General features: G+C 60.9%; 25 protein-coding genes. 2 read left to right on the forward strand and 23 right to left on the reverse strand.

Going from position 1 to position 22,621, the window contains the following annotated elements; all coding sequences use genetic code 11:
• Positions 1-243 precede the first annotated feature (243 nt).
• From lysA to yiaA, 17 genes are all read right to left on the reverse strand, one after another.
• Positions 244-1,386, reverse strand: a complete 1,143-nt coding sequence (lysA, locus tag HSW_RS09035) for a diaminopimelate decarboxylase (RefSeq protein ID WP_044001664.1) — start codon at positions 1,384-1,386, stop codon at positions 244-246.
• Positions 1,387-1,402: 16 nt separating this feature from the next.
• Entirely contained in the window at positions 1,403-2,728 is a 1,326-nt protein-coding gene (locus HSW_RS09040) for an aspartate kinase (RefSeq protein ID WP_044001665.1), read from the reverse strand.
• Positions 2,729-2,876: 148 nt separating this feature from the next.
• Positions 2,877-3,035 (reverse strand): hypothetical protein, encoded by a 159-nt coding sequence (locus tag HSW_RS24200; protein WP_155832891.1) that lies wholly within the window; start codon positions 3,033-3,035, stop codon positions 2,877-2,879.
• A 109-nt stretch (positions 3,036-3,144) separates the two neighbouring features.
• A complete protein-coding gene (locus HSW_RS09045; protein WP_155832892.1) occupies positions 3,145-3,654 on the reverse strand; it encodes a hypothetical protein in 510 nt (169 codons plus the stop codon).
• A gap of 149 nt (positions 3,655-3,803) precedes the next feature.
• On the reverse strand, positions 3,804-4,523 hold the full coding sequence (locus tag HSW_RS09050) for a slipin family protein (RefSeq protein WP_197031979.1): 720 nt from the start codon (positions 4,521-4,523) through the stop codon (positions 3,804-3,806).
• Positions 4,524-4,775: 252 nt separating this feature from the next.
• Positions 4,776-5,786: a M20/M25/M40 family metallo-hydrolase gene (locus HSW_RS09055; RefSeq protein WP_316931417.1), complete on the reverse strand. Its 1,011-nt coding sequence runs from the start codon at positions 5,784-5,786 to the stop codon at positions 4,776-4,778.
• Positions 5,787-5,849: 63 nt separating this feature from the next.
• Positions 5,850-6,134, reverse strand: a complete 285-nt coding sequence (locus tag HSW_RS25075; protein ID WP_316931418.1) for a YdgH/BhsA/McbA family protein — start codon at positions 6,132-6,134, stop codon at positions 5,850-5,852.
• 172 nt (positions 6,135-6,306) lie between these two features.
• Positions 6,307-7,560, reverse strand: coding sequence for a beta-ketoacyl synthase N-terminal-like domain-containing protein (locus HSW_RS09060; protein ID WP_052346279.1), 1,254 nt, complete (start codon positions 7,558-7,560; stop codon positions 6,307-6,309).
• A complete protein-coding gene (bioA, locus tag HSW_RS09065) occupies positions 7,553-8,884 on the reverse strand; it encodes an adenosylmethionine--8-amino-7-oxononanoate transaminase (protein ID WP_052346280.1) in 1,332 nt (443 codons plus the stop codon). The genes HSW_RS09060 and bioA overlap by 8 nt, the downstream gene beginning before the upstream one ends.
• A 229-nt stretch (positions 8,885-9,113) precedes the next feature.
• On the reverse strand, positions 9,114-9,734 hold the full coding sequence (bioD, locus tag HSW_RS09070; RefSeq protein WP_044001668.1) for a dethiobiotin synthase: 621 nt from the start codon (positions 9,732-9,734) through the stop codon (positions 9,114-9,116).
• Positions 9,735-10,312: 578 nt separating this feature from the next.
• Positions 10,313-11,101, reverse strand: a complete 789-nt coding sequence (locus tag HSW_RS09080; RefSeq protein ID WP_044001670.1) for a class I SAM-dependent methyltransferase — start codon at positions 11,099-11,101, stop codon at positions 10,313-10,315.
• A 316-nt stretch (positions 11,102-11,417) separates the two neighbouring features.
• On the reverse strand, positions 11,418-12,557 hold the full coding sequence (locus tag HSW_RS09085) for an aminotransferase class I/II-fold pyridoxal phosphate-dependent enzyme (protein WP_044001671.1): 1,140 nt from the start codon (positions 12,555-12,557) through the stop codon (positions 11,418-11,420).
• 149 nt (positions 12,558-12,706) lie between these two features.
• The gene (locus HSW_RS09090; protein ID WP_044001672.1) at positions 12,707-12,970 is read right to left on the reverse strand and encodes a hypothetical protein; all 264 of its coding nucleotides are present in this window, start codon (positions 12,968-12,970) and stop codon (positions 12,707-12,709) included.
• A gap of 44 nt (positions 12,971-13,014) precedes the next feature.
• The gene (bioB, locus tag HSW_RS09095) at positions 13,015-14,022 is read right to left on the reverse strand and encodes a biotin synthase BioB (protein ID WP_044001674.1); all 1,008 of its coding nucleotides are present in this window, start codon (positions 14,020-14,022) and stop codon (positions 13,015-13,017) included.
• A 119-nt stretch (positions 14,023-14,141) separates the two neighbouring features.
• Positions 14,142-14,879: a hypothetical protein gene (locus tag HSW_RS09100; RefSeq protein ID WP_044001675.1), complete on the reverse strand. Its 738-nt coding sequence runs from the start codon at positions 14,877-14,879 to the stop codon at positions 14,142-14,144.
• A 2-nt stretch (positions 14,880-14,881) separates the two neighbouring features.
• On the reverse strand, positions 14,882-15,427 hold the full coding sequence (locus HSW_RS09105; protein WP_044001676.1) for a sugar O-acetyltransferase: 546 nt from the start codon (positions 15,425-15,427) through the stop codon (positions 14,882-14,884).
• A 47-nt stretch (positions 15,428-15,474) separates the two neighbouring features.
• A complete protein-coding gene (yiaA, locus tag HSW_RS09110; RefSeq protein ID WP_044001677.1) occupies positions 15,475-15,897 on the reverse strand; it encodes an inner membrane protein YiaA in 423 nt (140 codons plus the stop codon).
• A gap of 241 nt (positions 15,898-16,138) precedes the next feature.
• Here yiaA and HSW_RS24205 point away from each other — a divergent pair, with 241 nt between their 5' ends.
• Entirely contained in the window at positions 16,139-16,300 is a 162-nt protein-coding gene (locus HSW_RS24205; protein ID WP_155832893.1) for a hypothetical protein, read from the forward strand.
• Here HSW_RS24205 and rluF read toward each other — a convergent pair.
• From rluF to HSW_RS09135, 5 genes are all read right to left on the reverse strand, one after another.
• Positions 16,297-17,421: a 23S rRNA pseudouridine(2604) synthase RluF gene (gene rluF, locus HSW_RS09115; RefSeq protein ID WP_044001679.1), complete on the reverse strand. Its 1,125-nt coding sequence runs from the start codon at positions 17,419-17,421 to the stop codon at positions 16,297-16,299. The genes HSW_RS24205 and rluF overlap by 4 nt on opposite strands.
• A gap of 141 nt (positions 17,422-17,562) precedes the next feature.
• Complete coding sequence (locus HSW_RS09120) at positions 17,563-17,901, reverse strand: hypothetical protein (protein WP_044001680.1); 339 nt, start codon at positions 17,899-17,901, stop codon at positions 17,563-17,565.
• On the reverse strand, positions 17,898-18,545 hold the full coding sequence (locus HSW_RS09125; protein ID WP_155832894.1) for a hypothetical protein: 648 nt from the start codon (positions 18,543-18,545) through the stop codon (positions 17,898-17,900). The genes HSW_RS09120 and HSW_RS09125 overlap by 4 nt, the downstream gene beginning before the upstream one ends.
• 7 nt (positions 18,546-18,552) lie before the next feature.
• The gene (locus tag HSW_RS09130; protein ID WP_044001684.1) at positions 18,553-19,617 is read right to left on the reverse strand and encodes a proline iminopeptidase-family hydrolase; all 1,065 of its coding nucleotides are present in this window, start codon (positions 19,615-19,617) and stop codon (positions 18,553-18,555) included.
• A gap of 57 nt (positions 19,618-19,674) precedes the next feature.
• Positions 19,675-20,244, reverse strand: coding sequence for a DinB family protein (locus HSW_RS09135; RefSeq protein ID WP_044001686.1), 570 nt, complete (start codon positions 20,242-20,244; stop codon positions 19,675-19,677).
• A 216-nt stretch (positions 20,245-20,460) separates the two neighbouring features.
• On the opposite strand from HSW_RS09135, the gene HSW_RS09140 reads away from it, so the two are divergent.
• Entirely contained in the window at positions 20,461-21,333 is an 873-nt protein-coding gene (locus HSW_RS09140; protein WP_044001687.1) for a methyltransferase domain-containing protein, read from the forward strand.
• 28 nt (positions 21,334-21,361) lie between these two features.
• Here HSW_RS09140 and HSW_RS22705 read toward each other — a convergent pair whose 3' ends face one another.
• Positions 21,362-22,606, reverse strand: coding sequence for an ABC transporter ATP-binding protein (locus tag HSW_RS22705; RefSeq protein WP_155832895.1), 1,245 nt, complete (start codon positions 22,604-22,606; stop codon positions 21,362-21,364).
• Between the last annotated feature and the right edge of the window lie 15 nt (positions 22,607-22,621).

The raw sequence follows: 22,621 nt of genomic DNA on the forward strand, positions 1-22,621 counted from the left end.
GCTGCCAAAGGCAGCGGCTTTTTCCTGACGGGGCTATGATCGGCCATTCCTATATCCACCCTACGTACCGACCATAACACTCCGCTGCGAGAGGTGCTCCTTTCCATACACCTCACCAGCGCCGCTTAGTATTGAAACAAAGATAGAGGCCGGCCCGGCGGGTGCAGGGAAAGTTTTGATCAACAAGGATTTCTGCCAAGCCAACGCCCGGTTTTGGCCGGTAAAGAACAGGTGGGGCACAACCTACCGGTACACGGCCGGGGCCTTCTCGCGCAGGTTGTAGCCTGAGGCCATGACCTCGCCGTAGGCACCGGCCGAGCGGATGGCCACCAGGTCGCCGCGCTGTGTTTCGGGCAGCAGCACGCCCTTAGCAAACGTATCCGATGACTCGCAAATGGGGCCTACCACGTCATAGGGTAGGAAAGGACCCTGGCTGCTTAGGTTCTGAATGTGGTGGTGACTACCGTACAAGGCCGGCCGGATCAGCTCGGTCATGCCCGCATCCAGAATGGCGAAGCGCACCTGCTGGCTTTCCTTCACGTACAGCACCCGGCTTACCAGCGTGCCGCACTGCGCCACCACAGCCCGGCCCAGTTCCACGTGTACCTGCTGGCCCGGCCGCCGCTGCAAGTGCTGCTCAAACATACCGAAGTACGCCGCAAAATCCGGAATCAGGTGTTCGTCGGGCGCGTGGTAGTCGATGCCCAGGCCGCCGCCTACGTTGAGGTGGGGCAGCCGGTGGCCCCGGCCTTCCAGCCAGGTTTGCAGCTCGTTGAGCTTGCGGCTGAGTTCGGCAAATACCGTCAGGTTCGTAATCTGGGAGCCGATGTGGGCGTGCAGGCCAATCAGCTCTACGTGCGGCAGGCTATCGAGGCTGTCGATTACGCCCGCCAGATCCTGCAGGCTGATACCGAACTTGTTGGCTTCCAGGCCGGTAGTAATGTAGGCGTGGGTGTGGGCGTCCACGTTGGGATTGATACGCAGCGCCACCCGGGCCGTGCGGCCCTGGGCGGCGGCCAGCTCGTTGAGCACCTGTAGCTCCGGCACTGATTCGGCATTGAAGCAGAAGATATCGGCGGCCAGGGCGCGGTTGATTTCAGCATCCGACTTGCCCACGCCGGCAAACACCACGTGGTCGGGGGCGAAGCCGGCCTCCAGGGCCCGCTGCACCTCACCGCCGCTCACGCAGTCGGCCCCCAAGCCGGCGGCCCGGATGCGCTGCAGCAGCGGTAGGTTGAAGTTGGCCTTGAGGGCGTAATGCACCTGAAAATTGCCGGGCCGGGCGGCGGCCGTCAGGGCCGCCAGCGTCTGGTCCAGCAGCGCGAGGTCGTAATAATAGAAGGGCGTAGGCTGCTGGGCAAGCTCCGCCGGGAGGTGAAAAGGCATCGGAGAAAAAAGAAAATTACCGCTGGAACAAGCCCGCATTCAGCGCCTGTAAAGCACGGGTTTTGTCGTGGGTACTGACGAGGATGCTGATGTTGTTGGGCGAGCCGCCGTAGCTGATCATGCGCACCGGAATGTCCTTGAGGGCCGCAAAGGCGCGGTTGGCCGAGCCGTGCGCGTCCTGCTCCAGGTTGCCCACCAGGCAGATGATGCTTTGGTTTTCATCTACCACCACGGACCCAAACCGGCGCAGCTCCTCCAGAATTTGGGGCAGGCGGGTGGCGTCGTCGATGGTCAGCGACACGGCCACCTCGGAGGTCGTAATCATGTCGATTGAGGTGCGGTACCGCTCAAAAATCTCGAATAGGCTACGTAGGAAACCGTGGGCCAGCAGCATCCGGCTCGATTTCACGTTAATGGCCGTGATGCCGTCCTTGGCGGCCACGGCCTTGATGGCTTCGGCCCCGGTCTGGCTGGAAATGATGGTGCCGGGGGCTTCGGGCTGCATAGTGTTCAGCAGGCGCACCGGAATGCCGTGCTTGGCCGCCGGCAGTATGGAACTGGGGTGCAGAATCTTCGCCCCGAAGTAGGCCAGCTCCGCCGCCTCATCAAACGACAGCTCCCGGATAGGGTAGGTGCCCTGCACCACGCGCGGGTCGTTGTTGTGCAGCCCGTCGATGTCGGTCCAGATCTGGATTTCCTCGGCCCCCACGGCCGCCCCGATCAAGGAAGCAGAGTAGTCGGAGCCGCCGCGCTTGAGGTTGTCGACGGAGCCCTGGGCGCTGCGGCAGATGTAGCCCTGGGTGATAAATAGCTCCTGCGCGGCGTGCGGGGCCAGTGTGGCAGCCAGCAGCTCCCGGATGGCGGGCGCGTCGGGCTCCTCGTCCACGTCGAGGCGCATGAAGTCGAGGGCGGGTAGCAGCACGGCCGGGCGGCCCAGCACCTGCGTCACGTAACGATGCACCAGCAACGTGCTCAGCAGCTCGCCCTGGGCCAGAATCACTCGTTCGCCGTCGGCGGAAAGCGGTGCGGCCGTAAGGCCCAGCAGGGTATCGAAATGTTGGTCGAGGTTCTGGATGGCTTGCCCGGCTACGGCTGCGTCGGGCAGCAACTCGCGGGCTACCTCGTGGTAGCGCTGGCGCAGGGCCTCAATGCGGGCCGTGGCGGTGGTGGCATCACCGGCGTAGAGCAGCTGCCCGATTTCGACCAAGGCGTTGGTGGTGCCGCTCATGGCCGACAGCACCACGATGCGCCGTTGCAAATGGGATGCGTGAATCAGCTCCGCCACTTCACGCATCCGCTGCGCCGACCCGACGGACGTGCCGCCAAACTTCAGAATTTTCATAATGCAGGAAACCGAATCGGAGAGTCGGGAAATGCGCCCGCCAGGTTGCGGGCAAGGTGAAACATCAGGCCAAAAAAAGCGCCGGCCCTTGGCAGGACCGGCGCTGGAAAGTTCAGTGGTAGGGAGGTACGACGAACGGTTGCGACGGTCAGGTCGGGTTACGTTTCTTCGATTTCTTGACCATCATGAGGCCCACGGCCAGGCCGTCGGCTACCCGTTTGCCACGCTTCAGCATTGTACACGCCACGCACGCACCAGCAGAAGCCGGTGGGGTGGAGGAAGCGTACGAAACAGCAGAAAGCAGCATGCCAGAAGGTCAGAAGCAGGGTCATACAGCGGGCCCCGCGTCGTTTAGTGGCCGCAAGTACGGCTACAGGTTCGATAACTTCCAAATCGGGGGCTTAAAAAAACGCGGCTTAGCCCGCCAGCTGCTTTTTCACCCAGTCAGCCAATGTGCCGTTGGAATCCATTTTCGTCAGCTCTTCCAGCTGCTTGTTCTTTCGGAAGCCACCCGCCTTGTACGCCCGCAGCATTGTCCGGATACCTTCCGTATTGAGCTGCACGGTGTCCTTCGCTTCCGGGTGCTGAAGCTGGTAGCGAGCCCAGCCGCCCATAAACAGCATCAACAGCTCCGAGTCCTGCCCGGCGAGGTCGGCCACGTATTTCTGTAGCTGCACCGACACCGCCGCGCTGCCGCTGATCCACTGGAACAGGAACTGGTCGGTTTCCTTACGTAGCGCAGGCTGCTGGCTAAGCGGGGTTTTCTCCAGCCAGTTTACTGCCGCAATAACCTGCGGCTCATATTGTGCATAGTCATCGGGCGTCTGGAAGGCGTAGCCGGTAGGTGGTTTATAAGAAGTCTGTGCCAGTGTCGGCAGAGCCGCCAACAGCATTCCAAAGACAAGTAAGAGGGTAAATTTTCTCATGGTAATTACGGAAATAACGTAAGCGAATCACGCCACTAAACCTATCAAAAAAACGGGCTGGTTGTTAGCCGGAATCCGTATAAAAAGTACCGGTCCGGCGCAGAGCCGGACCGGTACTTTTATGCCAGCAGTGAAGAAATAATGGCCGTTTACGAAACCGTGGTGCCCGACTGGTTTTGCGCAAAGCTCCGGGCCAGGTTGGTGAACTCGGAGGGGATGAGCACCACGGTGGTCGTGTTGTTGTCGATGCCGATTTCCGAGAGCATCTGCATGCGGCGCAGTTCCAGGGCCATGGGGCTGCTTTCCATCTGCTTGGCGCCCTGGGTGAGTTTCAGCGAAGCCTCCAATTCGGCTTCGGCCTTGATGATGCGGGCCCGCTTCTCGCGGATGGCCTCGGCCTCCCGGGCCATGGCGCGCTGCATGGATTCGGGAATCTCCACGTCTTTGATTTCCACCATCTCAATCTGCACGCCCCAGGGCTCGGTGGCAGCATCCACCAGCTGCTGCAGCGTAGCGTTAATTTCCTGGCGCGACTTCAGCACCTCATCCAGCTGGTGTTGCCCGATAACGTTGCGCAACGCCGTAACGGAAAGCTGGTACACCGCCTCGTTGAAATTAGCCACCTTGATAATGGCCTTTTCTGGGCTCAGTACCCGGAACCAGAGCACGGCGTTCACCTTGATGGTCACGCTGTCTTTGGTGATGGTTTCCTGCTGCTCCAGCTCCACGGTTTTGGTGCGCATATCTACCGTAATGCGGCGCTCAATGAACGGGATAATCCAGTATAAGCCCGGGCCACGCTGGCCCGCGTACCGGCCCAGACGGAATACAATGGCCCGCTCGTATTCCTGAGCAATGCACAGGCCCATGAAGAGCAATATTAGCCCTAGTATAAGAAAAACGTACAGCGTAATCATGTTCAGGAGTGGCCCAGGGCCGCAAAAGTGGATACTATTACAGCAGCCGGTACACGCGCTATGCCAAGTAGGGCAACAAGCACAAAAAAGCCTGTTATCAGGTTGATAACAGGCTTTTGTTACGATTAAAAATCAGGGGGAGCGTACGACAGTACCCCGTTTTGGTAGGGGGAGCCAATCGAAATGGCAGGGAGGAAAGGTCAGCTACCGCACTGGCTTCGGCAGCACCGGCAGGCTCTCGTGGCCCTCGGCATCCACGCTTACCACTCCGAAGATGAAGTTGTCCTTGCTGTGGGGTAGGTCGGCTTTGGTATCGGTTACGAAGAATTTCTGCTGCCACTCGGGGGCGCTGGTTTCGCGCATGAGCACGTAATAGCCGGCCGGTTTTTTGCCGGCGGCGGGAGCGGTCCACTTCAGCTCAGTACGGTTGGTGAGGTTGGCCGTAAGCACGCCCACGTTTTCGGGGGCGGCGGGGGCCAAAGCCAGGGAGGCCAGGGTAGCCAGATTTACGCCGGTGTTTTTGCGCAGGTAGGCGAAGTCCATGAACTTGGCGTGGTCACCGTATTCCTCGCCGTTTTCGGTGCGCAGATCCTGGTGCTGGTGGCGGAAATCCTCGTTCACTTCCGAGAAGCGTACCGCCGTGAAGCCCTGCTGGTTGAAGGGCGTGTGGTCGCCACCCCGCAGGAACCGGTCGGGGCGGTACTCCAGAATTACCTCGTGGCCGGGCACATACTGCTTGGTGGCCGTGCGGGTGTAGCGGGCCAGGTTGCGGCTGGGCGAGTCGTTTTCGCTGCTCAGCGTGCGGCGCACTTTGGCTTCGTCGGGCGTTTCGGTGGCGGGCACGCCTTCGCTGAACACGCGCAGCTGGGTGGTGTTCTTGATTTCGGGGTCGTGGCCAGTGGAGTTGCCCATGATGTCGTTATTGAGCATCGCCACCAGGTTCCAGCCTTCTTTCTTGGCGCGCTTGGCCAGGTAGGTGGAACCGTAGAGGCCTTGTTCCTCGCCCTGCACCGCCACGAAGATGATGGTAGCCGGGAACTGCTGCTTGCTCATCACGCGGGCTAGCTCCATCACGGCCACCGTGCCCGAGCCGTCGTCGTTGGCGCCGGGCGCGTCGGCAGTGGCGTTCATCACGTCCGACACCCGCGAGTCGATGTGGCCGCTCACGATGAACACGCGCTTGTCGGTGGGGTCGGTGCCGGGCAGTGTGGCCATGACGTTAGCCATCAGCACGGGCCGGTCGATGCGGCGGCCGTCGGGCTTGATGGTGAACGTGTCCTACTCGACTTTGAGCCGGCCGCCGCTGGCCTTGCTGTACTTGCGGAACTCGCCTTCCACCCAGTTGCGGGAAGCCCCAATGCCGCGCTTTTTGCTTTTGGTGTCACTCAGGGTGTGCCGCGTGCCGAAGCTCACGAGCTTGTCGATGTCGTCGCGCAGGTTTTTTTCGGAGATTTCCTCCACCATCTTCAGGATAAGCGGATTGGGCGTGGTGGCCGGTTTGGTTTGGGCCAGGGCCGGCACGGAAAGGCCGAGGGCCAGCAGCAAAGGGGAGAAACGACGCATAAGTTGGTTGTGGTGTGGAAGGCTATAGACGCAGGATTGCCGCTAGCGTTGCGGGAAGAGGCAGTAGCGCAGTAGCGCGAACTTTGCAGTTCGCGTCCCCGCGCCGATTGGTCCGGTTGTGGTTTCGTTTGAACGGCGCGGGGACGCGAACTACAAAGTTCGCGCTACTGCGCTACTGCCGCTCCACCACCACGCTGGCCGCGTTGCCGCCGAAGCCGGCGGCATTTACCAGAATGCGCCGAATGGGTTTGTCAGCTGCAGAAGCCAGATCGGTCGTAAACGGAGGCGCGGGCCACTGCTGGGTTTCCAGCACGTGGCAGGCGAAATCCAGGCTCAGCGCCGCCGAAGCGCCCAGCGTGTGGCCGAGCAGCCACTTATTGGACAGCAGCAGCGGCAGCTCCGCCCCGAAGATGGCGCGCAGGGCGGCCCGCTCGGCTGCGTCGCCGGCGGGCGTGCCGGGGCTGTGCAGCACCACGGCGTCGATGTCGGCGGGGGTGAGGGCAGCCTGGGTGAGGGCCTGGCGAATGGCTTGCTGGAAATGCCGGCCCTCGGGCGAGAGGCCGGTTTTGCTACCGATGGCCTCGAAGCCAAAGCCCACGCCGGCCAGCACCAGCAGCGGCCGGGTTTCGGCGGTTGCCTGAGCGGCGGAAAGCTGCTCTAGCGCAAACACGGCGGACCCTTCGCCCAGCACAAAGGTAGAGGGGCGGCCCGCGCCGGGCCGGCAGGGCCAGTCGGCGGCGGCTAAGGGCGAGTAGATACCGATGGCGCGCATCTGAGCCAGGGTGAAATCGGTGAGCGGAGCCTCGGTGCCGCCGGCCAGAAACCGCGTGGCCATGCCGGCTTTCAGCCAGGCCAATGCGTTGCCCAACGCCTGGAATGCGCTGCTGCAGGTGCTTGAATGACTCAGGGTTGCCCCGCCGGTCTGGCCCGCGTCGTAGGCCACCCAGCTGGCCACATTACCCAGCGTGGTGAGGGGTGAAGCGGCCACCGGCACGCTGCCCTCGGCCAGAAAGCCAGCGTGAAACTCCTCCAGCCGCCCCGTGGCGCCCCGGCTGCTGCCAATGCTCACCGCAAGCGGTGGAATGGTGAGTTGGTAAGTTGGTGAATCGGTAAGGTGGCGTTCTTGTCCATCATTCATCATTTCACCATTCCCCCACCCGGCCTGGGCGGTAGCCTGGCGGGCGGCCAGTAGGGCCAGCAGCACGGTGCGGTCGAGCTGGCGGTAAGCGGGGTGGCGACGACGCAGCTCAGTTACGGCCGTTTCGGCGGCGGCGGGCAGGGCGGCCACGGGTACGCCGGTGGGGTGGGTGGTGAAGGGGGGAACGGGGGCGTCGCCAGAGGTTGGCAACGCCACGCCCAGCGCCGATACCCGGCCCCGGCCCCGGATAACGGTAACGGCTGCGGACCCGGTGAGGAAGTTAGTCATGCAGGATTTCGGGCAGGTTGGGGGCGGGGGTGAAGTCGAGCACCAGATGGCGCATGCGGCGCAGCACGTCGTAGAGCAGGTCTAGCTCCTCGTTGGTAGTGCAGTAGGGCGGCAGCAGATATACCACATTACCGAGCGGGCGCAGGACTACGTGGTGGTCGAGGGCAAGTTGGTAGAAGGCGTCGCGGAGGCGGCTGAAGTAGCTGGTGCCCTCGCCGGGGTCGTACTCCACGGCCAAAACGGTGCCCCGGTGCCGCACCGCCCGCACGCCCGGCTGGCCTTTGATTTCCTGCCTAAACGCGGCATGGGCGGCCTCAATGCGCTGGCGCTGCCGGGTGCATTCCTCGGCCCGCGTCAACTCCAGACTCGCCAGGGCGGCGGCGCAGGCCACCGGGTTGGCCGTGTAGGAGTGGCCGTGGAACAGGGCCCGCATCTTGTCGTGGCTCAGAAACGCCTCGTACACCTGCGCGGCGCAGGTGGTCAGGCCCATGGCCAGGGTGCCGCCGGTGAGGCCCTTAGAAAAGCACATGATGTCGGGTTGCTCAGTGAGCAACTCGGAGGCAAACAGCGGCCCGGTGCGGCCGAAACCGGTCATCACCTCATCCGAGATGCAGAGCACCCCGGCCTGGTAGCAACGGCGCAGCATCTCGCTCAGCACCTCAGGCTCGTACATCACCATGCCGGCCGTGCCCAGCACTAGCGGCTCGAAGATGAAGCCGGCCACGTCGGGGCGGAGCAGCAGGGCGTCGAGCTGAGCCAGGGTTTCGGCTTCGTGGCCCGGCACCGGCACGTCCAAGAATTCCACGTCGAACAGCAGCGGCCAGAAGGGTTCCGTGAAGGCTCCGCGGCCACTCACGGCCATGGCTCCAAAGGTGTCGCCGTGGTAGGAATTCTGGAAGCAGAGGAACGTGCGGCGCGCGGGCTGGCCCTGGTTGTGGAAGTATTGCAGCACCATCTTCAGGGCCACTTCCACGGCCGTCGAGCCGTTATCAGAGTAGAACACGCGGGCCTGGTTGGCGGGCAGCAGGGCCAGCAGCTGCTCGGCCAGCTCCACGGCGGCGGGGTGGGTGAAGCCGGCAAACAGCACGTGCTCCAGGGTGCGCAGCTGCTCGCTCACGCGGGCGGCAATGGCGGGGTGACTGTGCCCGTGCAGGTTCACCCACCACGAGGAAATGGCGTCGAGGTAGCGGGTACCATCTTCGGCAATCAGCCAGCTGCCTTCACCCCGCACAATGGGGATGGGCAGCGGGGCGGTCTGCATCTGGGTATAGGGGTGCCACAAAACGGCGTGGTCGCGCTGGGCAAGGGAAGTAGGATGGGGCATTGCGGATGGGGCCAGAGGTAGCGGCCGCTGCAAAGCTACAACCGCCCGCGCAGGTGGTGGTTTCGCGGGAGATTTTCGGGTGGCGGTGTAGAGACGCGAAGTGTCGCGTCTCTATAAGCGCTGGTGTTGCTGCTGGTTTGTCATCCTGAGCAGAGCGAAGGACCTTGCCACTGCAATACGACATGCGTTTCGATGTAGTAAGGTTCCTCGTAAGCTCAGGACGACACATTTACAGCCCAAACCATGCCCGGAACTCGGCGGCGTAGCGGCTGACTACGGCAGGTGCTACCTCAGGCTCGGGGAGGATGCGGGGCATGAGGGGGACACCCGTGTACTCGGCAATGAAGGTTTCGGTAGCGGGCGTTGGCTCGCCGTTGAACACGAGGCCGCGCACGCGCAGGCCGCGGGCCTGAAGGGCTTCCAGCGTGAGCAGCGTGTGATTGATGCTGCCTAGGTAGTTGCGCGATACCACCACCACATCGAGGTCAAATTGCCGGGCCAGATCGGCCAGCAGGAAACCGGGGGCCAAAGGCACCAGCAGGCCGCCCGCGCCTTCTACCAGCAGGTGGTTGTCGGTTTGGGGCAGCTGAAAGTCCTCGGGGCGCAGCGTGAGCCCCTCGGCTGCGGCAGCAGCGTGGGGTGAGGCCGGCAGTTGCAGCCGGTACCGCTCTGGCCAGAAGTGGCTGATGGGGTTCTGCACGAGGCCGCGCACGGTGGCCGCGTCGGTGGTGGGGGTGAGGCCGGCCTGCACGGGTTTCCAGTAGTCGGCCTGCAGGGCTTCGGTGAGAATGGCCGAGACGAAGGTTTTGCCTACGTCGGTGCCGATGCCGGTGATGAAGAGTCGTTCCAAAGGGGGGAGATAAGGTTGAAAGTAGCCGCCAATGCGTTGCGCTACCGTGTAGGGGATGAAGTGGGAAGTGAAGTGGTGTGAGCTGTTTGCATGCTCAGGAATGCACCTGACAGAATAGCCGCTGCAGAATAGGCAGACATGAGGGCAACACCTAAACTGCCACCAAGTAGCTGCATAGTAAGAACAACGCCACCGACGGTGAGGCCAATTAAAGTCAATCTGGCAATGCGTTGATGAACTCGTTTTTTAAGTAAGACAAAGAACACAAGGTAGCATAGCAGTAAGGTTGGCAATGAGAGAATGAATGAGAGTACTAGTACCACAGGAAGGAGCTCTAGGTAACTCATAACCTGTCCTTTTAATTTGCCAAACATCCATTCGTAGCCCACCAACAAGCAAGGCGCAAGGAGCAACGTGACTAACCAATACCTGAAAACGAAGCAGAATCTCATATATCCTTGTTAAGGATTTTGTGTCTGGAAAATGCCATTAGCACGAAGCATAGACGCAGATGGTCGTCTTGCCGGCCGCACATCAAGGCTTGATTTCGCTTGACGGGAAAACGCAACTACACGCCTCTACAGCGGCTTGCGGCAGCGGAAATGCAGGAAGTAGGGCACCACCCGGGCTTTGCGCAGAAACGGGTGCCGGGCCATTTGCTCCTCGGTGGGGCAGGGTTCCTGTAGGGCTTCCAGCGTGAAGCCGGCCGCTACAATGGCATTCACCCACTGGCTCATTGTTAGGTTGAACACCGGCACCTGGAAGGGCGCGTGGCGGGCCTGCTCCTGGGCCGGGGCGGCGTGAAACATCCACTCCTCGGGCTGGCCGTGCTGGTACTCGAAGTAGCCGCCCACCTCCACGGCGTAGGGCTGGCCCTGGGCGTCGCGCAGGTTGCGGCGGTGGGGCGTGGTGAAGCATGGGTGGCTGATGGAAAATTGCAGAAACCCGCCCGGCCGCAGTACCCGAAATGCCTCCTGCAACGCCAGCGGCGGGTTGGGCACGTCCATCAGGCACATAAACGAAGTGGCGAAGTCAAACGCTGCCGCCTCGAACGGCAAGGCGGCGGCGCTGCCCATTTGGTACTGGATGCCCAGCGGCTCGGCGGCCTCAGCCTGCTGGGCCGCTTCCACAAACGCCGGGGCAATGTCGAGGGCCTTGACGTGGGCACCCTGCTGGGCCAGCAGGCGCGTGTTGTAGCCTTCGCCGCAGCCGATGTCGAGGCCCACGAGGCCGGCCACGGGGGGCAGCAACTCAAAGAAGGCGGGCGTGTTCAGGTGGTTGCGGTACACGTCGTAGCCGGCGCGGGCCAGGGTGGTCCAGGCTGGGGCGTTACGGTTCCAGTATTCGCCTACTTCCTGGTCGTTCATAAGCAGTTAGGGTTGGTGGTGAACGGGTCGTTGAACGGTTGAGAATGGGTCGTTTACTGTAGAACGTCATGCTGAACTTGCCGCAGCATTTCTATCGCTTCGTTCGGTCCACTAGCTCAGGGTTCAAACCCGGGGCTACGGAGCGGTGGTCGTTGCAATGCCAGTTGATTAGCCAGAGGTAGAGATGCTTCGGCTGCGCTCAATATGACGTGCGGTAGTAGCTTATACAAACGTCAGCACGCGAGATGCTTCGACTACACTCCGCTCTGTTCTGCGTGACGTGTTATTAAATAACGACGAGACGCACTATGCGCCTTTACACCGTTTCGGCGGTCAGCACCCGCGCTAATTCGTCAATTTCGGCCTCTGTATTATACGAATGAATGATGAGGCGGAGGCGCTCGGTGCCCAGTGGCACGGTGGGCGAGACGATGGCGCGCACGTCGAAGCCGGCGGCTTGGGCGGCGGTGGCTACGGCGCGGACGTGTGCCGGGCCTGGGCTGGTGGTGAAGAACACCGGGTGGATAACGTGGCTTTCGGCCGGGACGTGCAGGCCCGGCACCGCGTTCAGCCGGGCTTTCAGGTAGTCAGACAGCGCAAACAGCCGGGCGCGCTTCGGGTTGAGGTAGGGCAGCACCGCGTAGGCGGCCGTGAGGGCGGCCACCGTGAGCGGGGACAAAGCGGTGGTGTAGATAAAGGGCCGGCTGAAGCTCAGCAGGTAGTCGCGCAGCACGGCCGAACCGGCCACGGCGGCACCCTGGCTGCCCAGGGCCTTGCCGAAGGTGAGGATGCGAGCGAATACGGCATCTTCCAGGCCCATCTCCACGACTAAACCTTCGCCCTGGGGGCCATAGAGGCCGTTCGCGTGGGCCTCATCCACTACCAGATACAGCCCTTCGGCCTGACATACTGCTGCCAGTTCTAGAAGCGGGGCCACGTCGCCATCCATTGAATACAACGCCTCTACGGCCACGAATACGCTGCCGGTGGCGCGGGCTAGTTTGCGGCGCAGGTCGGCCACGTCGTTATGACGGAAGCTCCAAGCGGTGGCGAAGGAGCCGCGGATGCCGTCCTTCACGGAGGCGTGGGAGGCCTCGTCGTAGAGAATCGTGTCACCGCGCTTGGGCACAGCCGCGAAGAAACCCAGGTTGGCCGCGTAGCCCGAGTTGAACAGCAGCGCCGCCTCGGCGTGGTGAAAACTAGCCAAGTGGGTTTCCAGGGCTTCGGCGGCGGCGGAGTTGCCCGTGAGCAGACGCGAGCCGGTGCTACCAGCAGGCAGTTGTGCGGCGGCCTGCACGGCCGCCCGCACCTGCGGGTGTCGGCTCAGCCCCAGATAGTCATTGGAACTGAAGTCGACGAGGCCAGGGGCGGGCAGGGCAGGCAGGCGGCGGCGCGTGCCTGCGGCCTCGCGTTTGGCCAGTTCTGCGGCAAGTCGTTCGTGAAGGGAGGAGGACATTGGAAACCGGTAAAAACAGCGTCATCCTGCGCCAGCGCCGAATGCATCACCGGGAAACCCTGACGCGCCAGACGCCAACGGTTCACGTGCAACAACATTCTGCGCCAGTGCAGGATGACTGAAAAGAGCAGTGCGGAAAAGGCCCGGAGCTATACCTCGAAGCGCTTCACCGAAAGCCAGACATTGCCACTCTGCCCGAAGGTGCGGGCGTTGATGACCATCCATTCCGAATCCACTTCCACCCGGTCGCCGATGCCGGGCAGCACGCTGTGCCGCTGCATGATGAGACTAATAGCGGCCCCAACTTTGTCTTCCAGCTCGGAAATCAACTCGTGCGCCTCGCGGGATTCGTATTGCTGGCGGAAAGTTTCGGCGTAAGCGTGGTCAAGGTTGAGGTCGAAAGCAATATCCATTGTGAGCGGTTCTGAGTCAGGGAGAAAATAACCAGCCGTGGGCATTACGCCTCCACCGTCGCCGTGCGGCCCAGCACCGTGGCACCCTCGGGCACGTCCTTGAACGATTTGCGGGGCTTGAGGCCGAGCAGGGCGAACATCTGCTTGTCGGCGTCGAAATCGGGGTTAGGCGTGGTCAGCAGCTTCTCACCCGAGAAGATGGAGTTGGCCCCTGCCAGGAAGCACAGGGCCTGCTCCGTTACGGGCATTTCCTGGCGGCCGGCCGAGAGGCGCACCATGGTGTGAGGCATCAGGATGCGGGCCGTGGCAATCATGCGCAGCATTTCCCACACGCTCACGCGCGGCTGGTCGGCCAGAGGCGTGCCGGCTACGGGCACCAGTGCGTTTACCGGCACCGACTCGGGGTGAGCGGGCAGGGTGGCCAGCGTATGCAGCATGGCAATGCGGTCCTCGTCGGTTTCGCCGAGGCCGATGATACCGCCCGAGCACACCGAAATACCGGCTTTGCGCACGTGCTCCAGCGTATTCAGCCGGTCGTCGTAGGTACGGGTCGTGATGATATCATCGTACTTCTCGCGGCTGGTGTCGAGGTTATGGTTGTAGGCGTAGAGGCCGGCCTGCTTAAGGCGCTCGGCCTGATACTCGTTCAGCATACCCAGGGTGCAGCACACTTCTAGGCCCAGGCCGTTCACCTGCTCCACCATGCCCAGCACCCGGTCAAAGTCGCGGTTGTCGCGAATTTCGCGCCAAGCGGCGCCCATGCAGAAGCGGGTGGAGCCCGAGTCTTTGGCGCGCTGGGCCGAGGCCAGCACTTCGGCGTCGGGCAGCAGCTTGTGGGCCTGCACGCCGGTGTGGTAGCGGGCCGCCTGGGGGCAGTAAGCGCAGTCTTCGGGGCAGCCGCCGGTTTTCACGCTCAGCAGGGTGCACACCTGCACTTCGCCGGTGGCCTGCGTCTGGGCGTGGATGGCGGCGGCCTGGGTGACCAGTTCCAGCACGGGCTGGTTGTAAATAGCGTGTACTTCGTCGAGGGTCCAGTCGGTACGGAGCGTCATGGGTGGGATGCGTTTCGGTGGTTGATAGACGTCTGGCAACGGGGCCAAACGGGGCGGGCTGCCGGAGCCAAAGCTGCCAGCGGCCCGCAAGATACAGGAGAAGCGGATTTGTCGGGCAGTTATAGTAGTGTTCCGGTGGTAGGAAGGACCGCAACCAAGGTATGAGCCAGAGAAATTGCCTGAGCAAATTCCTCATTGCGAGTTTCTTCCTGAAAAAAGCCGGCCTCCAGAATCGGGAGTTGCTGCCCCAGCCACTGCCGTAACGCAGCAATATGACGGGACGCATCCTCCGGATTACGTGTGCGAATATGCTGCTCCAGATCGCTGAGGACTGGTACAGTGCGCACTAGATTCTCAAAGGCCCAATCGGTTTCAGCCGGCTGCCACGCTTGCAGTAAGGGTTGTATTGAGCCGGTCAGTCGAATCAGCCAGCCCAGTAACTCTTCCTCAAAAAAGCACTCCTGCTGAATGTGATGCGCCCACCAGGCCCGCAGGACTTGCCGTACGGCTGCCTGCTCCGCCGGCCCCCAGGAAGTCCAGCCGGCCAGTTCCAGCTTGCTGAAGACGGTTTCTTTTTCAATAGCTGCATCTAGCCGCAACGACAGTTCCAAGAGCCGGGGCAGGAAGTAGCGGAAATCGGCGGCGTTTCCCCAGGTCGTCATGGCTTTGAACGCGTAGCGTTGCAGCTGCGCTTCTGTCTGATCGGCCAGCGGCACCGTAAACAAAACCCAGCTCTCAGCGGCCGTAATACAGCAGGGGCAGGCTTCCGGCAGCTTCCGCAACTGCTGATGCGAAAATGTGGCGTACAGCGCCGCCAGTGCTTCCGGCAACGACAGACTGGCAGCAGTTGAAGCCATGCTCACAGCGTCCGAACTACCCGGCAGGGGTTGCCCACTGCCACCACGCCGGCCGGAATATCGCGCGTAACCACGCTACCGGCCCCGATGGTAGTGCCCGCCCCTATGGTCACGCCCGGTAGCACCAGCACGCCCGCGCCCAGCCACACATTATCACCAATGGTAATGGGCCGGGCAAACTCCCAGCCGGCAATGCGCGACTCCACCTCCACCGGGTGGCCAGCCGTACTCAGCACCACATTGGGCGCCACAAACACGTTGTCGCCGATGACGACCGGGGCGCAGTCGAGTACCGTGAAGTTGTAATTGGCGTAGAAATTCCGGCCCAGCTGAATGTTGTAGCCGTAGTCGCAGCGAAAGGGTGCTTCGATGTGGGCGTCGGTTTCCCGGCCCAGCAAATCGTTCAACACCTGCCGGTTGAGGTGCACGGGCTCCTGGTTGTAACGGTGGCAGAGCTTCTTAGCGTGCAGGCGTTCGGCTACCAGTTCTGGGTCGTTAGCGAAGTACGGCTCGCCGGCCAGCATCTGTTGTTTCGGGGTCAGGTTCATAGCCTAAAAGTAGCGCGAACTGTGTAGTTCACGCTACTTTTAGGCTGCTAGTTATGGAACGTCGATTCCGCCTCCGGAGCGGCGGTAGTTTTGGCGTCACGGGTGTTTTTCTGCACGGCAATGGCCCCGAACAAACTCAGCAGAAAGGCCATGGCATAGAAGCCTTTCTCACTCAGCAGCAGCGTGGCGTTCCACAAGCCCACCGTGAGCAGCGCAATGGCCAGAATGGTGGAAAACCAGCTCAGCCCGTAATAAATGCCCGTGACAGGAATGCCCTCCAGCTGGTCGCGCACCGATTTCTGCAGTGAAATCCCCGAAAACAGCCCGTACATGAGCACCGTGAAGTAGTAGCCTTTCTCGTTGAGGGCCATCTGGGCGTTCCAGAGGCCGATGATGAAGGCGGCCATCCCGGCCAGCAGGGCAAACCAAGAAGCAGCAATAAAGGCGTTGGAGGGTTTGGCGGTGTTCATGGCACAGAAAAATACAGCAGTGAAAAAACAACCCGGACGTTTCCTCGTCCGACCCTTCAAACATAGCAGGGAAACCATGCTGCTCCGTACACCACCATTTCCACAAGTCAGACTTTTGGTGTGTGGCCAGAAAATCCTGAAAGCCACATTGTCTTAGCAGCTTTTGGTCAAGTAAAGCCCTTTTTCAATAGTATGAAAGTGGTTTCGCTGTCAAAGCAGGCAGGCATGACAACCTGTGTGTTTGTCGGATATCAGATATTACAAAAGGCCTGAATACCGCAATAAAAAGCTCTGGGCCGCCTCAGTGGAGGAGGCCCAGAGCATCAAAAAACTAAGCTGGGCCAAGCCGCAGCACGTGGTGAGCGGCACAACGAAGCGCACCGACTGGCTCCGTGCTGCCTAGCGCTTGCCGGGGCGGCTGGCTCCGCGCGAGCCGCGGGTGCTGGGTTTGCCCTTGGGTGGCGCGGCCGGAGTTTTGGCGGGGCCGGTGCTGCGCGAACGAGGGCCAGCCGGCCGGCTAGCTTTTCCGAAGCCGGGGCCGTCGGGGCGGATCATGCCGCCGGCCGCCCGGCCGGGACCGGTGGGCCACTGCGGCGGCTCGGTGGGGCTGGGTGCGGTTTTGGTGGCGGGCTTGGCGGCGCGCGCGGCGGCCACTTTCTTGCGAGTGGGCTTTTCTACCCAGGCCCCAGCGGGGCGGCTCTGGTCGGGGCTGGCCTCGGGGGCTTTGGAAGTGCCCTGGCGGGCGGGGCGGTCGGTCCAGAAGGCGGCGGTGGAAGGGCGCTTACGGCGGCGCGAACCGGAGCCGTCGTCGGTGCCGCTGGAGTCTTTGATCATCTCAAACAGCACCTTCAGCTCTTTTTCGCGCAGTTCGCGCCACTCGCCCACGCCCAAGCCCTTCACGTTGATGTTCATCACCCGGATGCGCTCCAACTGCACTACCTCGTAGCCGAAATACTCACACATGCGGCGGATCTGGCGGTTGAGGCCCTGCACCAGCGTGATGCGGAAGATGTAGGGCGTTTCCTTCGACACCTTACAGGGCTTGGTCATCACGCCGCCCAGCGGTACGCCGTTGGCCATCGACTCAATGAACTGCTCGTTGATGGGCTTGTCGAGCATCACGATGTACTCTTTCTCGTGCTGGTTGCCAGCGCGCAGGATTTTGTTGACGATGTCACCGTTGCTGGTCAGCAGGATCAGGCCCTGCGACTCCTTATCCAAGCGGCCGATAGGGAAGATGCGCACCGAGTGCTTGATGGCCCGCACAATGTTGTCCTTGATGCCGGTATCGGTGGTAGCAATGATTCCAGGAGGCTTGTTGTAGGCAATGTACACAGCATCTTCCTCGGCCCGGGGCTCGATGAGGTTGCCGTTCACCACCACGCGGTCCTTGCGCGTCACCTGGTCGCCGATGTTGCCCCGCTTGCCGTTCACGAACACGTTGCCCTGCTCGATGTGGCGGTCGGCTTCCCGGCGGGAGCAGATGCCACTTTCGCTGATGTATTTATTGAGTCGGGTTGCCATGGGTTGAGTGCTTAGGGCCTGACGCTTGGTGCTGAGGCACTTGGGCAGGCGGGTAAAAAACAGGCTGCCGGCCCCCTGAAGGGTCGGCAGCCTGCAAAGATACGGCATAAGCGGCGGCCGGCCGTACGGCCGGCCCGGGGTTTAGGCAAAAAACGCAAACAGCGCCGTTTCCAGCGCGGCGGGCAGCGTGGGCGGCGTAATGGTACGCAGCGTCAGGGCCGGGTCGCCCTCGGCAGGCGTGAAGGTGGCGTCGGTGGCGTTGAATCGTAGCTGGCCTTGGCTGAATTCGCGCAGGTGCTCCCCGGCCTCCGTGCTCATCGACTCAAAATCCAGCTGGCTGAGCCGGCCGCTGGCATGGTCGAAATACAGCCAGAAGTACAGGTGGCCGGGGTTGGTACTCTGGATATCCAGGCGCTTGATTTCAAAAATGGTGGCCGTGTCGGCTTCAAACAGAAACAGCGGGCGGTAGGGAAAGGTCATGGGGCAAAGGTCGGCAATTCTGTATTTCGATAGAGTAAGAGATTCGCTATGTCACCCACTGGCAGGCATACTTCGTCGGCAATGGAGCGTAGTCGATGCGCTACTAGCGCCAGTTCCTGTACGGCGGTGTCGTAGGCGGCTGAGAGGGGAATTTTCGGAACTGATACCTCAATTGGAGCAGCAGGGCGGAACTCCTCATATTCATCCCGGCAGTTAAAGACGACGTAATCATCGGTAAAGTAAATCTCAGGATATGGATGGCCATGATAATATACAGCGCGGCCGTACTTGGCTATATTCTTCCAATAGATGATGTCCGAAGGTTCGCCGCAACACTGTGGGAATAATGTGTCGTGTCCGGCAATTCGCAGAATATAGCCTCCAAAGAAAGTGCATTGCTCATCAAGCGTCCATTCACCATCCAAGTAGCCTTGTATATGTATTTTAGACAGAATCTTTAACGATTCTGTAGACAAATCACTGGCGCGATACAAGAAAGTTTTCGGGGAAAGAGGAACTACCGATGCCAATGATTCTACCAAATCTTGGTACCGTGTATTGACTTCAATAACTGGGATTAGCTCTACTTCCATGTCGTGCGCATAAGGTCCTTTGTAAGCAGACGCCAGATGAAGAGATGACAAGATAAAATTACAATTCCACCGTTTTCTCGCCTCGGTCCACGGCGTGCAGCCACTTGGTGAGGCCGCGCATGTAGGTGGGCTGGTCGTCGTAGAAGCTCATGTGCGAGCCATTGGGGCAGATCAGGGCCGTGCCGTGCTGCACCTTGCGGGCTACCATGCGCATGTGCTCGGGGTCCATGGTATCATACTTGCCGCCGATGCTGAGTACCGGCACGCGGAGCTTCGGTAGGTCGGGCACACGGTTCCAGTTCAATAGCTTGCCCGACACGCCAAACTCGCTGGGCCCCTGCATGGTGACATACAGCGACTGGTTCATCTTGGCGAAGGAGCGGTTCACCGGCTCGGGCCACTCGGCGGGCGGGCGGCGCAGGATGTGCTCGGCGTAGAAGTTGGGCAGCAGCAGCTCCATGTAGCGCGGGTTCTGGAAGTCCTTACGCGCCTCAATAGCCCGGATTTCCTTCAGCACTTCGGGCTTGAACTGTGGGGCCAATACTTCCTCGGCGTACTTGCCGTAGTCGGGGATGCTCATCATCATGTTGCTGATGATAAGGCCCTTGAGGTGCTGCTGGTACTTGAGGGCGTACTCGGCGGCCAAAATGCCGCCCCAGCTGTGGCCCAGCAGCACGAAGTTGCTGCTGTCAAGGCGCAGAGCCTGGCGCACTTGCTCTACTTCCTCCACATAGCGCGGCAGGCTCCACATGCTGGTGTCTTTGGGGTTGTCGGAGTTGCCGCAGCCGAGCTGGTCGTAGTAGATAATTTCCACGCCTTCGCGGGGCAGGAAGCTTTCCATGCACTCGAAGTACTCGTGCGTGGCGCCCGGTCCGCCGTTGAGCAGCAGCAGCTTCAGGCGCGGGTTATGGCCGATGCGCTTGGTCCAGACATTTAACCTTCCCTTGGGTGTGTTGATGGGCACCATTTGCACGCCGCCGGTCTGCAGCTGCGTGGTATCGGGGGCGGGGAAGTAACTGGTGAGGTCCGGCGCTTCGGTTGTTGCGGGTGGTGTGGGTTGGGAGCAGGCGGCGGCGAGGAGGCTGATAAGCAGTAAGGCAGCGGCGAGGAGCTTGTGTGACATAGTAGGTTAAACCTAGCTATATTTTACTCCTTCTCCATGCGCAACGAAGCCCTGCTTTTATTTGATGACTGAATGAAACGCCATTTCATTCTTCTCCATTTGCGTGATGTGTCTTCTGCCGTGCTGCGCCAGGAAGTAGATGTACTCATACACGTTGAGCTTGCCCAGGCCATTTACGCTCATCGTAGTCTTGTACAGCACACCTTCCCCGCCACTAAGCCTGTGGAGTGTATGTAAGCACTGCTGTACCTGGGTCTTCAGCTGCTGACGAACTTCCGTCGAGGCATTAATACCCTTCGGTTCCATGTGCTCAGGGCGAATCCAAGTAAACGACTGGTGTTGCCCTATGGTAGCTAACTTTTCGTGCTGAAAAGTATGATTGGCCAGCTCATTTGCCAAGTCTGCCTGCTGGATATTTGCTACTGCTTTAGTAGCTGCCTTCTCGATGAGAATAAGCAGGTAGTGGTTGGTTAGCCCGATGTGCTCCAGAATCTCATCAATCGTCCAGCCGTTGTGTACTGGGCGGTAAGCACGCAGGTTGCCGTCCTTCTCAAACCACGTATCGATAGTGGAAAACGTGTCAATAAGCGTATTACTGACATCGGTAATAACAGCCGCTATAGTCATGGCTTAACGCTTTGTTTAGATAAGATAAGTTGCAAAATGCAGCTATTAGCTGAAAACCATAGCGGGCTGCCTTAACCAGAGCTGTTCATTATGAAGTAAATCACCCATAAAATCCCGAAAAACCTGCCGGAAGTCTGTCGCCTTGGTGACACGGTTTTTGGCTCTGTCAGGCCGGAGTATAGCTGGGGGTGGTAGTTTTATTCTAAACTTGCGGCTATGAAGACCACCGACGTTCTGCAGGTGTACGATGCTGGCTATGCGGCTGACTACGATAACCGTTTCTTGCTGCTGCCCGATATTCGGAGTAATACCGAAGCCGATCTGACGGTGTTGCGGGGGGTGCTGGGTCCCGATGCCCGGTGGCTGGACATTGGGTGCGGAACCGGGTACTTCCTGAGTAAGTTTCCGGGCGTAGCCCGCGCCGGGTACGATTTGTCGGCGGCTATGCTGGCCCAGGCGCAGACCGCCAGCCCAGATGCCCTGTTTTTTCGCGAAGGCGACTTCCGGGACCCGGTGCCGGAGTGGCGGGCGCAGTGGTCGTTGGTAACGTGCATGTGGTCGGCGTATTCCTACTGTGAAACCGTGAAGGAGGTAGAGCAGGTGGTGGCCAACATGGTGGAATGGACGCGTCCCGGCGGCGCCATCTTCATTCCGGTGCTTGACCTGGAGGAAATGCGCGGTACCTCCGTACTGTACCACACCGACTCCGCTGGCATCTATCCTGGCGACTTCTGGATAACGGGCATCACCTGGTCGTGGGCGGAGAGTGAAACGGGCAAAACCCACCATCACCTCATCGCACCGCATCTGGAGCACTTTATCAGGCTGCTGGCACCACACTTCGAGCGGGTAGAAGTAGTAAGCCACCCGCCGGTGACGCCCGGTGGCCCGGCCCGCCGGGCCGTGCTGGCTACAGGGCGGCACGCCGGACCTGAGGTTGCTCGGCCCGCCGTGGTTGCGTGGCCTGCGCCTGCACCCAGTGTTTCGCTGGCCGCTACGCTGCCTTTGGCAGTATTGCTGGAGGAAGTGGCCGCCCGCTTGCGGCCGGGGCACATATGGCGGGCTGTGCGCCACCGGCTAAGCCGCTGATTTACCGATAAGTGGCTGCCGCCCAAAGTTAATTGTGCCAGTCAATGGGAAGCGTGACCAACTGCTGAATCATTGACTGGAAGCTTTTTTCGAGACTGAGTTCCCCTTGTACCACCAGCGGTACCGGGGCGTCCTCCCAGCCAAGTAAGGCTAAGGGCTGCTGCGACTGTAGCTCGAAAATGGCGACTTTCACCAGATACTGCCCAACTGTAAGGGGCAGCCGCGCTACCGTGCAACTTAACTCATGCCGGCCCGAAATCAAGTGGCTCGGCGTCAGGTTTACGCCCCCGGTAACGCAGGTAAGGCCATCATTGGTCCAGATGTAAAATGCCCAGGCAACGTTAGTTTGTGGCGTTTGGGCTCGGTATGTAAGCCGCACGCGCACAGCGCCGTCGGTGATGATGGTGGGAGCCGCAATGCTTTCAAAAACCAGATCTTCAATAACCACGGGGGCGCTGCCCCCAGACTGGGCGTTACGTTCCGTCAACTGTTGCTGTTGCAGCGCGTAATACCGGTCGAGGGTTTCCAGGCCGGTGCCCGTAAACGTCAGCCGTCCTCGTTCCAACAGTACGCCCCGCTGACACACGGCCTGCACATGGTATGGATTGTGCGAAACGAGTACCACCGAGCCACCCGTTGCCAGGTAGGCCAGCATATGATTGACGCACTTGCGCTGGAATTCCATATCGCCGACGGCCAATACCTCATCCACCAGCAGAATATCGGGCCGCAGGTGAACGGCAACGGCGTAAGCCAGGCGGGCTACCATCCCCGAGCTGTAGAACTGTACGGGCATGTCGAGGGCCGTACCCAAGCCGGCAAATTCTTCGATCTGGGCAAATAGCGGCAACACTTGCGCCCGGGAAAACCCCAACAGCGCGGCCCGGATAAACACGTTTTCCCGGCCGCTGAGTACCGGGTCGAGTCCCACACCCAACTCAATAAGCGCACCTACCTTTCCGCGGATGTGAATACTACCGCCATCGGGCTTAATCAGGCCATTGAGCAGCTTGAGCAAAGTGCTCTTGCCGGCTCCGTTAGCGCCTACAATGGCCAGGGCCTCGCCCGGGCGTAACTCAAAGGATATGTCCTGCACCCCCCAGAACTCGTGCGCCCGCAGCCGCGCGGCGCGCGCCCGGTACCCGGGCCAGGCTTCGCCCAGTATGTCGCGCAGGGCATACCACATAGAGAGGCGCAGCCGGGTGCAGAACTTTTTGGCGAGGTGGCGTACCTCCAGTAGGGGAGAATCGGAGGCGGGGCTAACGGGATGCAAAGGGTCGGGTAAACG

This window comes from Hymenobacter swuensis DY53, from assembly GCF_000576555.1.
In the GTDB taxonomy this organism is placed as follows: domain Bacteria; phylum Bacteroidota; class Bacteroidia; order Cytophagales; family Hymenobacteraceae; genus Hymenobacter; species Hymenobacter swuensis.

Coding starts and splice junctions, on each gene's coding strand:
- bioB (WP_044001674.1), bottom strand. CDS start 14,022: ATGACGCTCCGTACCGACTGGACCCTCGACGAAGTACACGCTATTTAC.
- HSW_RS09060 (WP_052346279.1), bottom strand. CDS start 7,560: ATGACTAACTTCCTCACCGGGTCCGCAGCCGTTACCGTTATCCGGGGC.
- HSW_RS09085 (WP_044001671.1), bottom strand. CDS start 12,557: ATGTCCTCCTCCCTTCACGAACGACTTGCCGCAGAACTGGCCAAACGC.
- HSW_RS09100 (WP_044001675.1), bottom strand. CDS start 14,879: ATGGCTTCAACTGCTGCCAGTCTGTCGTTGCCGGAAGCACTGGCGGCG.
- HSW_RS09050 (WP_197031979.1), bottom strand. CDS start 4,523: ATGGGCCTGTGCATTGCTCAGGAATACGAGCGGGCCATTGTATTCCGT.
- HSW_RS09045 (WP_155832892.1), bottom strand. CDS start 3,654: ATGAGAAAATTTACCCTCTTACTTGTCTTTGGAATGCTGTTGGCGGCT.
- yiaA (WP_044001677.1), bottom strand. CDS start 15,897: ATGAACACCGCCAAACCCTCCAACGCCTTTATTGCTGCTTCTTGGTTT.
- HSW_RS24200 (WP_155832891.1), bottom strand. CDS start 3,035: ATGCTGCTTTCTGCTGTTTCGTACGCTTCCTCCACCCCACCGGCTTCT.
- HSW_RS09130 (WP_044001684.1), bottom strand. CDS start 19,617: ATGTCACACAAGCTCCTCGCCGCTGCCTTACTGCTTATCAGCCTCCTC.
- HSW_RS25075 (WP_316931418.1), bottom strand. CDS start 6,134: ATGCGTCGTTTCTCCCCTTTGCTGCTGGCCCTCGGCCTTTCCGTGCCG.
- bioA (WP_052346280.1), bottom strand. CDS start 8,884: ATGCCCCATCCTACTTCCCTTGCCCAGCGCGACCACGCCGTTTTGTGG.
- rluF (WP_044001679.1), bottom strand. CDS start 17,421: ATGGCAACCCGACTCAATAAATACATCAGCGAAAGTGGCATCTGCTCC.
- HSW_RS09105 (WP_044001676.1), bottom strand. CDS start 15,427: ATGAACCTGACCCCGAAACAACAGATGCTGGCCGGCGAGCCGTACTTC.
- HSW_RS09080 (WP_044001670.1), bottom strand. CDS start 11,101: ATGAACGACCAGGAAGTAGGCGAATACTGGAACCGTAACGCCCCAGCC.
- HSW_RS09135 (WP_044001686.1), bottom strand. CDS start 20,244: ATGACTATAGCGGCTGTTATTACCGATGTCAGTAATACGCTTATTGAC.
- HSW_RS09090 (WP_044001672.1), bottom strand. CDS start 12,970: ATGGATATTGCTTTCGACCTCAACCTTGACCACGCTTACGCCGAAACT.
- HSW_RS09055 (WP_316931417.1), bottom strand. CDS start 5,786: ATGGCCACACTGCCCGGCACCGACCCCACCGACAAGCGCGTGTTCATC.
- HSW_RS09120 (WP_044001680.1), bottom strand. CDS start 17,901: ATGACCTTTCCCTACCGCCCGCTGTTTCTGTTTGAAGCCGACACGGCC.
- lysA (WP_044001664.1), bottom strand. CDS start 1,386: ATGCCTTTTCACCTCCCGGCGGAGCTTGCCCAGCAGCCTACGCCCTTC.
- HSW_RS09040 (WP_044001665.1), bottom strand. CDS start 2,728: ATGAAAATTCTGAAGTTTGGCGGCACGTCCGTCGGGTCGGCGCAGCGG.
- HSW_RS09140 (WP_044001687.1), top strand. CDS start 20,461: ATGAAGACCACCGACGTTCTGCAGGTGTACGATGCTGGCTATGCGGCT.